The organism is Roseovarius sp. M141 (assembly GCF_024355225.1).
In the GTDB taxonomy this organism is placed as follows: Bacteria; Pseudomonadota; Alphaproteobacteria; order Rhodobacterales; family Rhodobacteraceae; genus Roseovarius.
On record NZ_VCNH01000008.1, the window covers coordinates 1,966,635 to 1,981,132 of the forward strand.

General features: G+C 57.0%; 14 protein-coding genes. 6 read left to right on the top strand and 8 right to left on the bottom strand.

Translation table 11 applies throughout. From position 1 onward, the window contains the following. Positions 1-19 precede the first annotated feature (19 nt). The 7 genes from FGD77_RS13635 to FGD77_RS13665 all read right to left on the bottom strand — a co-directional run bounded on the left by FGD77_RS13635 (position 20) and on the right by FGD77_RS13665 (position 7,612). The gene (locus FGD77_RS13635) at positions 20-1,276 is read right to left on the bottom strand and encodes an O-antigen ligase (protein ID WP_255010543.1); all 1,257 of its coding nucleotides are present in this window, start codon (positions 1,274-1,276) and stop codon (positions 20-22) included. A 108-nt stretch (positions 1,277-1,384) separates the two neighbouring features. Continuing rightward, positions 1,385-2,326, bottom strand: a complete 942-nt coding sequence (locus tag FGD77_RS13640) for a glycosyltransferase (RefSeq protein WP_255010546.1) — start codon at positions 2,324-2,326, stop codon at positions 1,385-1,387. Next, positions 2,323-3,606, bottom strand: coding sequence for a lipopolysaccharide biosynthesis protein (locus FGD77_RS13645; protein ID WP_255010549.1), 1,284 nt, complete (start codon positions 3,604-3,606; stop codon positions 2,323-2,325). Before FGD77_RS13645 ends, FGD77_RS13640 begins: the two co-directional genes overlap by 4 nt. 84 nt (positions 3,607-3,690) lie before the next feature. Continuing rightward, positions 3,691-4,953, bottom strand: coding sequence for a polysaccharide biosynthesis/export family protein (locus FGD77_RS13650; RefSeq protein ID WP_255010552.1), 1,263 nt, complete (start codon positions 4,951-4,953; stop codon positions 3,691-3,693). A 107-nt stretch (positions 4,954-5,060) separates the two neighbouring features. Continuing rightward, positions 5,061-5,786, bottom strand: a complete 726-nt coding sequence (locus FGD77_RS13655; RefSeq protein ID WP_255010555.1) for a polysaccharide deacetylase family protein — start codon at positions 5,784-5,786, stop codon at positions 5,061-5,063. Between the two features lie 323 nt (positions 5,787-6,109). Then, positions 6,110-6,913 carry a lytic transglycosylase domain-containing protein gene (locus FGD77_RS13660; RefSeq protein ID WP_255010557.1) on the bottom strand — a complete coding sequence of 268 codons (804 nt, stop codon included), beginning with the start codon at positions 6,911-6,913 and terminating at the stop codon, positions 6,110-6,112. Positions 6,914-7,162: 249 nt separating this feature from the next. Beyond that, the gene (locus tag FGD77_RS13665; protein ID WP_255010559.1) at positions 7,163-7,612 is read right to left on the bottom strand and encodes an Lrp/AsnC family transcriptional regulator; all 450 of its coding nucleotides are present in this window, start codon (positions 7,610-7,612) and stop codon (positions 7,163-7,165) included. 281 nt (positions 7,613-7,893) lie between these two features. Between FGD77_RS13665 and FGD77_RS13670 the strand changes: the two genes are divergently transcribed. From FGD77_RS13670 to ehuA, 4 genes are all read left to right on the top strand, one after another. Beyond that, on the top strand, positions 7,894-8,742 hold the full coding sequence (locus FGD77_RS13670; protein ID WP_255010562.1) for a transporter substrate-binding domain-containing protein: 849 nt from the start codon (positions 7,894-7,896) through the stop codon (positions 8,740-8,742). 66 nt (positions 8,743-8,808) lie between these two features. Continuing rightward, a complete protein-coding gene (gene ehuC, locus FGD77_RS13675) occupies positions 8,809-9,474 on the top strand; it encodes an ectoine/hydroxyectoine ABC transporter permease subunit EhuC (RefSeq protein WP_255010564.1) in 666 nt (221 codons plus the stop codon). A gap of 3 nt (positions 9,475-9,477) precedes the next feature. Next, a complete protein-coding gene (gene ehuD / locus FGD77_RS13680) occupies positions 9,478-10,143 on the top strand; it encodes an ectoine/hydroxyectoine ABC transporter permease subunit EhuD (protein ID WP_255010566.1) in 666 nt (221 codons plus the stop codon). A 2-nt stretch (positions 10,144-10,145) separates the two neighbouring features. Then, positions 10,146-10,961, top strand: a complete 816-nt coding sequence (gene ehuA / locus FGD77_RS13685; protein WP_303626373.1) for an ectoine/hydroxyectoine ABC transporter ATP-binding protein EhuA — start codon at positions 10,146-10,148, stop codon at positions 10,959-10,961. Positions 10,962-10,971: 10 nt separating this feature from the next. Here ehuA and FGD77_RS13690 read toward each other — a convergent pair whose 3' ends face one another. After that, entirely contained in the window at positions 10,972-11,847 is an 876-nt protein-coding gene (locus tag FGD77_RS13690; protein ID WP_255010569.1) for a LysR family transcriptional regulator, read from the bottom strand. 129 nt (positions 11,848-11,976) lie between these two features. Between FGD77_RS13690 and FGD77_RS13695 the strand changes: the two genes are divergently transcribed. Both FGD77_RS13695 and FGD77_RS13700 read left to right on the top strand, forming a co-directional pair. Next, on the top strand, positions 11,977-13,122 hold the full coding sequence (locus tag FGD77_RS13695; RefSeq protein WP_255010571.1) for a Xaa-Pro peptidase family protein: 1,146 nt from the start codon (positions 11,977-11,979) through the stop codon (positions 13,120-13,122). Between the two features lie 97 nt (positions 13,123-13,219). Beyond that, positions 13,220-14,491, top strand: coding sequence for a sarcosine oxidase subunit beta family protein (locus FGD77_RS13700; RefSeq protein WP_255010592.1), 1,272 nt, complete (start codon positions 13,220-13,222; stop codon positions 14,489-14,491). Positions 14,492-14,498 lie beyond the last annotated feature (7 nt).

The window sequence follows — 14,498 nt, forward strand, 5'->3', positions numbered from 1 at the left end:
CGTCCTTCTTACCTTGCACTCAGCTGACTCTGAAGGTCCATTGATATTTCTCTCGTTCGACGGTTGCAAACACGAAGGCGAGCGTTGCGGCGATGTGAAAGAACTCGTGTTCGGCAAACAGAACGTTGTCGACAAAGCTCAGCAACAATGCCGAAACGATGATTGCCAACCAAAACGCTGACTGGACGCTGCAACTTTCTATGAACCAACGCCCGGCCTTCAGCATGGTCCAGTAATAGACAAACACCAGCAGGATGACGCTGATCAGCCCCGTTGTCGCGAATGCCTCGATATAGGCGTTGTGAAATCCTTTCAGCCGCGGGTCCACAGTCGCATGAAGAAAGCCCCATTCCACTGCAAAGGCGGGATTTTCCCAGAAGGCGGCATAGCCGACGCCCAGCACCGGGTGATCTTTTGCAACCTGAATCCCCAGATCCCAGATATCCGTTCTGCCGGTCAAGGTTGTGCTCTTGCCGACCAGATCAAGACCGAAGGCAACAATGTCGAATTCGCCAACCCACAAGATGAGCAACCAAGTGCCGCAAAGAGCAACCAAAAGTAACAACAAGGACAGCCGGGCCCCCGCCGTCCATCGGGCAAACACACCCTGAAAGATGATCAAGGAAGAACACGACAAAAGCACCATCGCCGAAATTGAATGCGTCATGGCCAAAAGCGGCATCACCGTCAACGCCAACAGAACCGCCAAAATCCTGTGCCCCCAGAGGGCGCCCTGCGCGCAGAGCGACAGAACGAACAGCGTCAGTGCGACGCCTGCGACAGTTTTTTGAACGAAAATACCGACAAATGCGCCGTTGCTTTCGAACGCTGGTTGCAACGGTGGCAAAACGAATGCCGCGACGGACAACGCGCATCCTAGCGTCGTGCCGAGGAAAAGGCACCAGATTGCCTGACGGGCGGTAATTGCCGTCGCGATCCGAATGGCCAGCAATGTGCTGAACGCGAATTGGAAGCCAGTTCGAAAAGTCGCCGCAGGGTTTGCCGACCATGCCATTGATATCAACGCGATCGCAGGCAGCAGCAGCAAAGGCCAGAACTTGAACCACAACGAGGCTGTTCTAAGGGGGGTAAATACGAACCATGAGAACCCAACCAGATATACCAGCGCCCAGGACGCGGGCATTGCCGGTCCAAATTTCACCATGCCACCCAGCGACAGAAAAACGACCAAAAACAACAACGGCGCTGCGATATAGGATTCCCGGACCAGCATCTTTCCCAGGGCCGGTCGGCGGGCTGTGCGCAGGGCTACCATACGGCCGGTCCAATACCCGTGAAACGTTTCATCGTTTCATGCGCGCGGCGCATAGGGTAGGGGCTCTTCATCTCCGCCGGGAAGCTCCCACTGGAACGGACCATCAAGTCAAGCCTGAGCGCGCGCATATTCGTCTGCTCTGAAGCCGAAATAACCCATCGCGACACCCGAACCACGGGCCATCAACGCCAAGCCGTCGGCCAATCCGCGCTTTCCCCGATAGAGCGCCGTAAACATCACCCCGACGCCGAGCAGTTCCATCGCAATGGCGCGCAGCATGCATTTGCCAAAGGCAACATACCGTGGTTCGCGCAGGATAAATGTGTTGGCCCGCGTCACCCCATAACGAAACTGCCGACGCAGCACCCAACGCCAGGTCAGTCGGCTGCCGGGTTGCCTCTCATAGACAACCGCCTGCGCGGCAAACGCCCCGCGCCCGCCTGCACGGACAAGGTCCTGGAAAAACACCGTGTCCGAACCACCTGCATACCGCAGCCGCGCATCAAAGCGAACGCCTGACGCGCGTCGAAACGCCAGATCAATGAGAACATTGTTTGTCCAGCTTTCGTGACGGGCAGCACCATCGGGAAATTTTTCCTGCCGAAAGAACGTCGTGTCGAGCCACCAGCGATTTTTGTCATCTGATACCGTCATGACGCACGGACCTTGAACGAAATGCGCGCCTGTCGTTTTTTGAATGCGAAGATGTTCATCCAGGATATTCGGGTCGACTGTTTCATCGTCGTCGACGAATAGCAGGAAATCCGAGTCGCCGCATTCGTCAAGCATACGATTGCGGGCCTGCGGTATCCCCGGGTTGGGTTCATGAACATATCTGCAGGGCCATGGCAGCGATGAGGATATCGCTTCGACGGTGCTCTGCGCGCTTGGCGTGACATCATTGTCAACGACGAGAATTTCTATCACCGACTGTGATGCATTCTTTAAATCCGCGAAGGACAAGAGCAGTTTACGCAGATCATCCTGTCTGCGAAAGGTGCAGGCGCCGATCGTGACACGAGTACCGGTTCCTGATTCTGGTGTGGTCACTTTGGTACCCCTCTCACAAGGTCGATCATTGTATCCGCAAAGGTGATGCCAAGACCACCACCCCTGCGGGCCAGATAGGCCAGCCCGGCTGACCAAAAGATCCAGCACATCGCGACAGCCCAAGCGGCCCCGCGCAATCCGAACGCGGCGCCAGAACTGCTGACCGCGATCATCATCACAAACAGCGCGGCAATCGCCGCATACATCAGTGCCCGCTGCTGCCCCGCCAGCGCAAGGTATTGCCCGGACGGGCCAAAAAATGCCAACGCCAGAGGTTCCAGCATAAGGATCATCAATATGTCGGCATACTCCCGGAACTGGTCGCCGAAGATACCCAGCAGGTCACTACCAAAAATGGCGAGCAGGCAAAAGCAACCAAGGCTTGGCCACATTTTCATGTGATTGGAGACATCGATCAGGCGCCGCAGGGCACTGCTATCATCGCGCACGATCAGGTCAGCCATTGTCGGCGCCACGCTCATGTTGATCGAAGCCACGCCAAATTTCGCGAAGTTGACCAATGCTGTTGCGATGCCCAGCACCGCAATATCTTCGGCGGACACTGTCCACGAGGAAAATATGAGCGTCAGATCGCGGGAGTATTGGACGAACAGCAGCGTCGGGGCCAGTGCCAGACCGTACCGGACCCACTTGGGCCATTCCGATACATCGCGGCCCTCGCCGACTAGCCCTTCCGCGATGCGACGGTTCCAAAGATACTGGATGCCGGCAGCCAGAACATTGCCAAACAGAAATACGAAGATGACCGTCAAGGCGGTCGGTTGGCCAACACCCCAAATATAAAACATCAGCGCCATCAGCAAGAACATCTGCCGAATAAAAGTGGCGGGCGCCAACGAGTGGATCACCTTGCCAAACGCCATTGCCTTTGCCGCGCCGACGCGCAATACGCCGGTTACGCACGCCGTGGCCAGCGCGATAAAGAGGGCGATATCAAATGGGCGTTCCAGGATTTCCGCCCTGAGCCATAGGAATATGGTAGCACAAATGCATATCGAGAGGCCGACGATGCCGACAAGCTGCCAACTGAATCGGAAAAAACCACGGGCGAAATCTGGCCGGTCGTCTTTGCGGTAGGTCGCGACAAATCTCACCGCCCCGGCTTCGATCCCCAACGACACAAAAATACCCGACAGGACAGCCGTCGACATCAGGACCATTCCGCGGCCCATCTCGGCGGTCTCCATATAGCGCGCCATCAACAGGCTGACCAGAAAGGCAGACAAGGCACCGCTGATGCGCAGACCAATCAAAGTCACTGGTGTCGCATATAGGCGAAGTAATTTTATCGTCTTTCCTCCGGGACGGGATGCGCGACCGAGCGGTAGCCTGCGACAGGCGTCTTATCTTGCGATCGATATGATGTCACCGGGCGCAACAAACGAATCCAGGTTGATGTCGGTGCCGACAACGAGCGTGTCGCCGTCGCGAAAAACCGAAATGTTCATCTGTAGGGCCCCTGGTTGCGTCGTCAGGCCAGACGCTGCCCCGGAAAGCAACAGGCTCGTTTGCAGGCCGGTCCGGGCAAGCAGAAGATCAGCGGCCGCAGTCGCAAGCTCTACCGCAATGTCGCGATCGAAATCATTCTCGATCTCCTTGATTTCCCGACGCAGGTTTTGCACGGCCTGTTCGACAGTCAATTTGTCGATGCGATTTTCAAGATTGTCAGCTCTGGAAATCTCAAGCAAACGCATCGCGTTTTCGAGGTCATTCCGCCGCACCATTCCTCGTTCTTCGAGGGTCGTCATACGTTCCACGGTCGCAGAATTCTCTTTCTGGACCTTCTCGCCCGCGGTGACCAGATCTGCATAAAGATCAAGCAGCACGTCCTTGTCCGCAATCTCATGAAGCATGGTCAGACGGCGCAATTCATACTTTTCCAACTCCGAGCGGGCGTAGCTTTTTTCCGCCGTCAGAAGTTCCTGAAACGCGTCTGGCGCGGTTATGCCTTGTTCAAGGCGGGGAAATGGCAGATCAGCATCTCGCATGGCGAGTGCTTCCAGACGCCACCGCTTTGCCTGCAGCACTGCAACATTAATCGCCCGGATCTGCGTTTCGCCATAATTCTGCGCGATCACCGCGCCACTTGCGTCAATTGTTCCTGCAATTCGAACCCCGCCAGAGCGGACAATCGCAGCGCGTACCGATAAGCCGTGCTGAAAATCGACCTGCCCGGGATTGCCGATCAACCCATCCAGGAAAATCGGACGAAACCGAGCAACTTCAACAAATGGCCGAAACCCGGCGAGATCCACTTGGCGGGTGATCTCATTACTACCGATAGTCGTATAGCTTACCGAGAGTAACCTGCGTGCAAGTTCGGTCTCGATCTGATCAGTCGTCAGCCCCTTTGATTGAACCGATCCGACAAGAGGGAGATCCACCGACCCGTCGCGCGTTACGACGGCTTCTGACTGCAATTCAGGAAGGCCGATAATCCGCATGCGCAGAGTGTCACCGGGCATGACGCGGTAATCGTTGGCATTTACTGATTCCGATACGCAAACCAGCATAGCCGCCAGCACAAGACGGCGCGCTGCAAGTGAACAGCCTTGCGATGCAAGAAAACTCCAAAAGCGACCAATTTTTTGGACGACCCTCAACATTGATACCCGCATTCACCCGGAAACCCATGCAAGACAGATTTTCCCAGACCGGATCCGACCGCAGCGTACTTTATTGTAAAAAATTGAACCACCGAAGATAGCATCCTCTATTCCATCGTTAAATAACTGATCGCTTCCGATACCGTTTTAATCGGGATCTCAAGGTCCGCAGTCATCTTGAGCAATTCCTCCATCATCTTCGGAGTTGCATCATACGGCCCCGGATCATCTGTTACCTTGTGGGTATAGAACAACAACCAGCCGCCATTTTTACGCACGTCCTCTATCCGGGCCTTGTACGTCGCATGGTTCCAATGCTTGGCGTATAAAGGGATAGAGCACAAAAGCGCCCGATCCAGCCTTTTCCGCATAATACATGGTTGAATGCCGCGACAGGTGTCAAATTGTTCCGAACAGAACGCCTTGATCCTCGGATTTACTGCGCCAAAGGGAAATGCGAAGTGTCGCGGTTGAGGCAGGCCGTTATCTCGAAAAAAATCAGCGTTTTTTTCAAGGTCCTTTTTTAAAACGTCAAGTGAGTGTTTTCGGTAATCCAAGTGGGAATACCCGTGACAACAGATTTCGTGGCCTGCCTCGTTTAATTGGTGAAGATCAGTCAACGAGTAGTCATCGAGAGGGTCCGAATTCGCGAATTTGCCTGAAATATAATAGGTTGAGCGGCCTCCGAAATCCTCTGTAAGTGAAGCGCCCAGCTGGCAAGCGGATCTAGGTGCGTCGTCAAAGCTGATTGAGACGGTGGGTCTGTCATGCGCAATTATTAGCGGCTTGGTCGCGACCAGGGTCGTGGCAAGACGATTTATTTGCTCCCGCATACAGTTTGCTCCCCTCATTCAATGAATGCTGTAGCCGATCATCCAGCAATGTGGAAGGAGAGAGCGTGATGATGTCACGACCTCAAAGGCAGTCTGGCCAAGCGCATCGACCGTCAGGCCAATGCTGGTGCAATCATTAGTTTCTAATTCCATGTGTGAACGGCTATTGTTCAGCGGGTAGGATCCGGCGTTTGCACGCTTGGGATGGATTTGTGGATGTGAGCGACGGAGGATTGCCGGTTCATCTGTCTGGTTTGCCTGTGCGGCGCGTCGTCTGCGATGCAGGCGTCGCGCTGCGCGTGTCTTTCGTTAATGGGCCACGACTAGCCGTCGATTCGGGCGGCCATGATGGCAATGGCCTTTTGATAGACGCCAGCGGCATTCCACTGCCTGATCACGCCAAAGTTGGTCTGACCTTCGCCGTATCCGGCACCCGGTTTCCAGCCTTTTTGACGCAGGAAATTCGCGGTGGAGGCCAGCGCGTCGGCCTGATTATAGAGATCAATCCGCCCATCGCCATTGGCGTCGACGCCGTAGCGTAGCGCATTGCCGGGCAGGAACTGGGTATGGCCAAGCTCGCCGTGTTTTGCCCCTTTGGTGGATCCGGTAATGGAGCCGATATCGACCAGCTTCAGCGCGCCAATGGCATGCGGCTTGAAGAAATCTGACCGGCGGCAATCATAGGCGAGGGTCGTGATGGCCGATACGACCGCACTGTCGCCCATGAACCCGCCAAACCCCGTTTCCATCCCATGGATCGCAATCAGGATACCTGCGGGCACACCGTAGCGGGCTTCAAGTGATTGGTAAAAGGCCGCATCGCGGGCCTTGCGCTTGCGGCCTTGGGCCACGATCGTGTCTGCCCCTCGGATTTTCATGAACTTGTTCAGCGTGTATTTGAACGACTTTTGATTGCGGTCTGCAGCGATGGTGCTGGAGGCATATTGCGCTTGCGCAAGGGCGTTCAATCCGCGCTGCCCGACACCGGCATTCGCAGCCTGTTGTGCGAAGGCTGCCTTCCACGCGTTGAAGCCACCGGAATTGTTGCCGCATGCAGCTGCCGACGCCGGGCCGACAAAACCGGCCACCAAAAGAAATGCTGTGGAAAGAACTGTTATGGAACGCATGAGATACTCCAACTTGTAACCGGCATTCCCTAGGTAAAATGCCTCGTCCTGCATGCTGTCGCTGTTTTGCGCCTCAATCAAGCTCTTTGACAGGCTGTGGCGTGATGTGGCGTCTAGCCCATGAACAGATACGGAGGCGAACTCACGGTGTCGGACAAACCGAAGGTGCACGGTGGGATAAGCGCGTCACGGGCAAGAAGAGCCCGGCCTCGGGCCAATTGCTACAACAACGTCGTACAGTCGGGAATGTTACAATATATCGAGAGAAACCTTGACCCGGTCCATGACAACAGAAGACGTGAACCTGGTGACGTTGGATTCATCGAAGAAAAACTCCTGAGTAAACTGTTCATATTCCTTGATGTTTTCCACAACGACGATCAGGACAAGATCAGCCTCCCCGGTGGTGTAATAGCATTGCTGGACCGCTGCGGCATTTCGCATCTTGCGTTTGAAGTTCTCGAGGTGAACGCGATTTTCGCGTTCAAGAACGACCTGCACGATCACCGTCATCTCGCGCCCGAGTTTGGACGGGGATAGTAGCGCGATCTCCTTTTCGATCGCGCCGTTACTACGCAGCCTCTTCAGACGCTTCTGGACCGCCGGCGGCGACAACCCGATCTCATGCCCCAGTGCGTCAGCGGTGAGGCGGGAGTTGGACTGTACGAGCTTGAGAATTTCGAGGTCTTTTTCATCCATGGCGGTTTCTGATCAGATTTTACGCTTTTTGCAACATATTTAGTCGCCCTTAGCGCAAAATTGACGTCAAGAGGTGTTGAGGCTCAGTATATTGGAGCACGTAGAAGGCACGCTATCAAAGTCAAGGCTTGGGTGATCCGCGGCGTCCACGGTCGATTCTCATGTGGGGTTGGACGATGCTGAAGGGCGCGCAGGACATTCAATATCGTCGATGCATGAAAAACAGGCCGTGAACTTCAACACACCTTAGCGTTCATAAAATAATCTACAGGGAGAACAAAATGAACTTCAAACTTACCAAGACCTGCATTACCGCCGGTCTGTTGCTGGCGACATCGACACTATCGGCTTTGGCTGGTCCGCTGATGGATCGGATCGAAGCGGGAGAGCCGATCCGCATTGGCTTTTCCAACATTCCGGTGTTCGGCTTTCCGGATGAAAATGGCACCCCCAAGGGGTTCGTAAATGAGATCACCTTGGGTATTCTGAATGAAATGGGATACACCGATGTCGAGGCGACAGTCACCGAATGGGGTGGGTTGATCCCGGGTCTCAAGGCCAATCGCTATGACATCATCACCGGCGGCATGTATATCCTTGGAGCGCGCTGTGAGAACATCGCCTTCTCCGAGCCGATCGCCAAAACCGGTGATTCCTTCCTTGTGCCTGCGGGCAACCCGAAAGGGCTGAACAACTACAAGGATATCCTGGCCGCCGAAGGCTCTATATTGGCGATGTATTCCGGCGCAAATACGGTCGAAGCCTCCCGCAACGAAGGTCTGAGCGACGCGCAGATGATGCAATTGCCCGGACCTACCGAGACGCTGGCCGCGATGCAGGGCGGGCGCGCGGATGCGGCTGCGCTGACGTCCTTCGAGGCGGTCTATCTGGCCGAGCAATCAGACGGCAAGTTCGAAGCAACCGATCCGAACGCGCTTCCGGAGTGGACCCAAAACTGGGTCGGAATCGGCTTTCGCGACGCAGACGCAGATTTCATCGAAAAATTCAACGCTGCCAGAACCGCCTACCTCGGCTCGGATGCGATGATGGAAGCGATGAAGCAATACGGCTACGTGGAAGCCAACCTGCCGGTTGATACGACCACCGAATGGGCCTGTGCAAATCGCTGAACCGACATACGCGGCGGCCCGATATCGGGCCGCTGCACCGACCCGCCCAATTGACAGGCTAGGTAAATGACCTTCGTAGAATTTCTCAGTGTTTACTGGCCAAGGCTGCTGTCGGGGACCGGGATCACCATCGCTCAGTTCCTGATTGCGGCCGCGCTGGGCATCGCAATTTCGCTGATCATGGCGCTGCTCAAGCTCTCGGGAAACCGGTTGCTGCGCAGTGCGGCGATTACCTATATCGAAATTTTTCGCGGGACCTCGCTTCTGGTACAGCTCTACTGGATCTTTTTCGTGCTGCCGCTTTTCGGTTTGAGCATCGAAAAGTTCACGGCTGGATATATTGCTGTCGGGATGAACATCGGTGCCTACGGCGCAGAGCTGGTGCGCGGCGGGATCCTGTCGGTCCGCAAGGGCCAGTGGGAAGCGGCGCTGGCAATCAACATGAGTCCGGCCAAACGGATGTGGCGCATCATTTTGCCGCAGGCGCTGGTCAACATGTTGCCGTCCTGGGGGAACCTGATGATCGAGCTGTTGAAAGCGACGGCGCTGGTGTCGCTGATTTCCGTGGCCGATTTGATGTACGAAGCCAAGCAGATCAACGGGTCGACCTTCCTGTCGGCGCAGGTCTTTGGCGTGGCACTGATCATCTATTACGTACTGGCCCGTTTCTTTGTGACGCCCTTCATGCGTTGGCTGGAACGTTTCATGGCCCGAAAAATGGGGGCAATGTGATCCATGTTTGACTGGAATTGGGAATTTGCCTGGGAAATTCTGCCGCGTTTGCTGGTGGCTACCGGCAACACGTTGATGGCAGCGGGCGCAGGTTATGGCATCGCCCTCGTGCTGGGTCTGGTTCTGGCTCTGGGTCAGCGGACACCTTCGCGCACGCTGACCTTCGTGGTGCGGGAACTGGTCGAGTTCATTCGTTCGACGCCGCTTCTGCTGCAAATCTTCTTCGTCTTCTTTGTGGGGCCGCAATTTGGTCTGAGGCTCAGCCCGTGGACGTCGGGGATGATCGCGATCGGGCTGCATTACGCCTGCTACCTGTCCGAGGTCTATCGCGGCGGTATCGAAAGCGTGCAGCGCGGCCAGTGGGAGGCGGCGACCGCCCTCAACCTGACGACGATGCAAACCTATCGGCGGGTCGTGATCCCGCAGGCGATCCCACCGGCCCTGGCCGGGATGGGGAACTATCTGGTCGGCATTTTCAAGGACACGCCGATGTTGTCCGTGATTGGCGTCGCAGAACTGGTTCATACGGCAAATGCCATCGGGTCCGAGCATTACCGTTTTCTCGAGCCGCTGACCTTGGTCGGGCTGATCTTCTTGGCGATATCGCTTCCGGCGGCCGGACTCATCCGGTTGTTCGAGGGCTATGTGCGCCGCAAATTGGGAATGTGACGATGCAAGATATGTCCGGCTATCCGTTGGAAATTACAGGTAATCCGCCGCCGATGGTCAGCTTTCGCAATGTGCGCAAGGCTTATGGCGCGCTGGTCGTTCTGGATGATCTCGATCTTGACGTGGCAGCGGGCGAAATGGTTTCGATCATTGGCCCGTCAGGCTCGGGCAAGACGACTGTCCTGCGCATGCTGATGACTCTTGAGCAGATCAACAGCGGGTGTATCTATGTCGATGGAAAGCCGCTGACCCACATGCCCCGCAAAGGTCAGTTGGTGCCGGCCAACCAGCGCCATCTGCGCGATCGGCGTGCCGATATCGGCATGTGTTTTCAGCACTTCAATCTGTTCCCCCACATGACCGCGTTGGAAAACTGCATGGAAGGTCCGGTGCAGGTGCTGGGCATGCCAAAGGCCGAGGCGCGTGATCGCTCCGAGGAATTGCTGGAAATGGTCGGCATGATCCACAAAAAGGATCAGCACCCTGCGCGCCTGTCCGGCGGACAACAGCAACGTGTGGCAATCGCTCGCGCGCTGGCGATGCGACCCAAGGTGATGTTGTTCGACGAGGTGACATCGGCGCTCGATCCCGAAGTGATCGGAGAGGTGACGGAGGTCATTCGCAAGCTGGTGTCCGAGCATAACCTGACCATGTTGATGGTCACGCACCAGATGGGGTTCGCGCGCGATATCTCGGACCGGGTCTGCTTTTTCTATGGCGGCAAAATTGAAGAGCAAGGCCCGCCATCGCAGATTTTCGGCAGCCCGCAACGGGAACGCACACAGCAATTTCTGAGCGCGGTCAAGGAAGCGATCTGAGGCAGTCGCCTCAGATCGGAAAGCCGACGATCTGACATAACAGGTCGCGGACACGCGGGGTCATGGTGCCTGCGCGCCAGATCAGAAAATAGGATCGCCCGGTGCGCAGCCCATAGCCCTCCAGAGGGTGCAGCCGACCTGCCTCGATTTCGTATTGCAGAACGTCCGGACACCCGAGGGCGATTCCCTTGCCGCGAATTGCCGCATCCAGCGTGCTGCCGTAAGAGCCCAGATTTACCCGCCCGGCACCGTTCAAGGTGTCATGCCCGGTGATCGCGGCAAAGTTGGACCAGTTGATCCACTTCAGTGTCAGTTTGTCAAAATCGAGCAGCGTTGCGTCGGCCGGGACGACATGTTGCAGCGCGGGTGCAACCAAAGGCATCCATATTTCTTCGAACAGACGTGTTCCTTCCCAACCTGAAGGAATGTCAGAGCCGTAGAATATAAGTCCGTTATTGTCGGCGCCAAACAGGTCGGAGTCCTTGTCCGACGCCGTCAGGGTGATCGGAACCGCATCGCGGCCCAAGAGATATTCGTTGATTCTAGGGGTCAACCAGAACTGGCTGACCGCGACGTTCGCGGCCAGTGACAGTTTCTCGTCGGCGGCGGTGCTGCGAATCTGCGTCAGGCCCACATTCAGGAACTCGAGGGATTCTGACGCTACAGTCGCCAGTTTTCTGCCATTGGCCGTCAGCGAAATGCGCCTGCCGCTGCGCAGCACAAGGGCGAAACCCAGCAGGTCTTCGAGTTGTTTCAACCGTTTACTGACCGCGGCCTGGCTTACGCTCAGTTCCTCTGCGGCGCGGGTAAAGCTTCCGGTGCGGGCAACCGCCTCGAAGAACAGGAAGTAGTCGAGCGGGGGAAGAGAGCGGCGATAGTTTTTCATAACCGGTGGTTATCACAACTCTGGATCAAATGTTGTTTTGTATGCGCGCGGATCGCTGATAATTCTGGTCTTGGGGTGGCGCGGCTTTGCGCTTCGGCCCAATCGTACGCGCCTGCAACAGGATCTGTGATGTTCACTCAAAGACTGTCCGATTTTCAAGCCAAGTTGGCCGCGGCCAATATCGATGTCGCGTTGATCACCGATGATGACAACGTTTATTATCTGACCGGGTATTACGACTATCTTCATATGGAGTTCGGGCGCCCAACCATTCTGGTGGTGTCCAGCGATGGCGGGAGCCTGCTGATCACCCCGACGATCGATCTGAATTCTGCCCAATCCGCAGCCCATGTGGGCCGGATCGCGCCGTGGAATGACGGGATGTGCAGTGAATGGCGCGAGGAACTGCCAGCCGCGCTGTCGGGCAGGGGTCGCGTCGCGATCGAGCCGGACCACATGCCGCCGCTGGTGCGCGCCTATGTGAACGAGCTTGTGCATCAGGGTAGAATTTCCAGCGCCACGCCGCTGCTTGCCGAAATGCGGATGATCAAATCGCCCGAGGAACTGCAGATGGCGCGCCATGCGGGGCAGGTCGCAAATGCAATGATGGCGGCGGGTCGCGCCGCGATAGGGGATGGCGTGCCGGAGTTCGAGGTTGCCATCGCCACGTCGCAGGCCGGCACCCGCAAGGCGGCTGAGCTGTTGTCGGCGCATTACGACGATGCCGACATGTCGCCCAACACGCATTTCCTGCAAATCATGGCGTCGGGCGGGGATATCACCAAGACCCATCACCGCGCGTCGACCCGCGTGATGCGCCATGGCGAGCCGGTATTCCTGTGCTTTTGCGGGATGACGAATTTTCACCGGTTCAAGCTGGGCTTTGACCGGACCTTCTGGATTGGTGAAATCGCGGACAAGGATCAGGCCGCCGTCTACGAGGTGGCCGTGGCCAGCCAGAAGGCCGCGTTGGCCGCGATGCGTCCGGGTGTCAGCGCCGAAAGCGTGCACGTCGCCTATGCCAAGGTCATTCAGGAGGCCGGGTTCGAGTATCCGTTCCGCTGCGGTCGCGCGACCGGTTTCAGCTTTCTGGAAAAGCCACAGCTGGTCACTGGCGACACCACGATCCTACAGCCGGGCATGGTGCTGGCGGTCGATGGGTCGGTCTCGGTCGACACGTTCCGCGCGCAGGTCGGAGACAGCTTTATCATTACCGAAACCGGATACGAGCGGATAACGGATCACCCCAAGGCATTGGACGAGGTGATCATCTGATGGATCACGTGGAGCAAAGAGCCTGTAGCGACTTTGTCGCGCCGGGCTGCGCAGTCAGATACGGAGCGCCCCTCTCTCTGGCCAAGTGGACCGGTCGATGACGCGGTTTTCTGCATGGAACGTGTTCTGGAACGGGATGACCGGTCAGAAAGGGTGGGATCGCCAGTGGCGCGACGCCACCCCAAAGGCGCATTACGACGTGGTGGTTATCGGCGGCGGGCTGCACGGGCTGGCGACGGCGTATTATCTGGCCAAAAACCATGGCATCCATAACGTTGCGGTTCTCGAAAAGGGCTGGATTGGCGGCGGTAACGCCGGGCGTAACACCACCATCGTGCGGTCCAACTACGCCCAGCCCGGAAACCGAGAATTCTACGAACATTCTCTGAAGCTATGGGAAAACCTCAGCCATGAGTTGAACTACAACGTCATGTTCAGCCAACGCTCGCATATCGCGTTGCTGCACAGCCCGGGCGCCGTGGACGGGGCCGCCCGAAACTATAACACAATGCGCCGGACTGGTGCGCCGGATGCCGAGATATGGGGTCTGCCGCAGTTGAAGGCGACCGTGCCGCATCTGAATTACAGCGCCGATGCGCGTTTTCCAATCATGGGCGCCGCAGTCCAGAAACGCGCCGGAACCGCCCGCCACGATGCGGTGGTCTGGGGCTATGCCCGCGCGGCGGATCAGCGCGGCGTCGATGTCATCCAGAATTGCGAGGTGACAGGTATCACCCGCGAGGCAGGCCGGATCACGACGATTCAGACGTCGCGCGGGCCGATCATGGCGGGCAAGGTTGCGCTGTCGGTGGCGGGCAACACGTCGCGCCTGTGGGGCATGGCGGGGCTGGGTCGGCTGCCGATCGAATCCCACAAGTTGCAGGCGTTCGTGTCCGAGCCTCTTAAACCGCTGCTCGATCAGGTTGTGGTCTTTGGCATGGGCGGCGCGCATTTCTACATCTCCCAGTCCGACAAGGGCGGGATGGTTTTCGGGGGCGATCTGGACTGGTATAAATCCTACGCCCAAAGGGGCAATCTGCCCATCGTGCAGGATGTCGCCGAAGCTGCAATGTCGGTTCTGCCGTGTCTTGGACGGGTCAAGCTGCTGCGGCACTGGGCCGGGGTCGTCGACATGTCGATGGATGGCTCGCATTTCCTGTGCAAGACGCCGCTGGACAATCTCTATCTCAATGCCGGCTGGAACTATGGCGGGTTCAAGGCCAGCCCCGCGGCGGGGTGGTATCTGGCGGATCTGGTCGCCAATGACCGGCCAGATGAAAAGATCAGGAATTTCGACCTGAAACGTTTTGAGCGCGGTCTTCAGATCGACGAGCGCGGCGCCGGGCCAGACCCGAAATTGCACGGATAAAGAGGCC

Coding starts and splice junctions, on each gene's coding strand:
- FGD77_RS13635 (WP_255010543.1), bottom strand. CDS start 1,276: ATGGTAGCCCTGCGCACAGCCCGCCGACCGGCCCTGGGAAAGATGCTG.
- FGD77_RS13650 (WP_255010552.1), bottom strand. CDS start 4,953: ATGTTGAGGGTCGTCCAAAAAATTGGTCGCTTTTGGAGTTTTCTTGCA.
- FGD77_RS13655 (WP_255010555.1), bottom strand. CDS start 5,786: ATGCGGGAGCAAATAAATCGTCTTGCCACGACCCTGGTCGCGACCAAG.
- FGD77_RS13660 (WP_255010557.1), bottom strand. CDS start 6,913: ATGCGTTCCATAACAGTTCTTTCCACAGCATTTCTTTTGGTGGCCGGT.
- FGD77_RS13665 (WP_255010559.1), bottom strand. CDS start 7,612: ATGGATGAAAAAGACCTCGAAATTCTCAAGCTCGTACAGTCCAACTCC.
- FGD77_RS13670 (WP_255010562.1), top strand. CDS start 7,894: ATGAACTTCAAACTTACCAAGACCTGCATTACCGCCGGTCTGTTGCTG.
- ehuC (WP_255010564.1), top strand. CDS start 8,809: ATGACCTTCGTAGAATTTCTCAGTGTTTACTGGCCAAGGCTGCTGTCG.
- ehuD (WP_255010566.1), top strand. CDS start 9,478: ATGTTTGACTGGAATTGGGAATTTGCCTGGGAAATTCTGCCGCGTTTG.
- ehuA (WP_303626373.1), top strand. CDS start 10,146: ATGCAAGATATGTCCGGCTATCCGTTGGAAATTACAGGTAATCCGCCG.
- FGD77_RS13690 (WP_255010569.1), bottom strand. CDS start 11,847: ATGAAAAACTATCGCCGCTCTCTTCCCCCGCTCGACTACTTCCTGTTC.
- FGD77_RS13695 (WP_255010571.1), top strand. CDS start 11,977: ATGTTCACTCAAAGACTGTCCGATTTTCAAGCCAAGTTGGCCGCGGCC.
- FGD77_RS13700 (WP_255010592.1), top strand. CDS start 13,220: ATGACGCGGTTTTCTGCATGGAACGTGTTCTGGAACGGGATGACCGGT.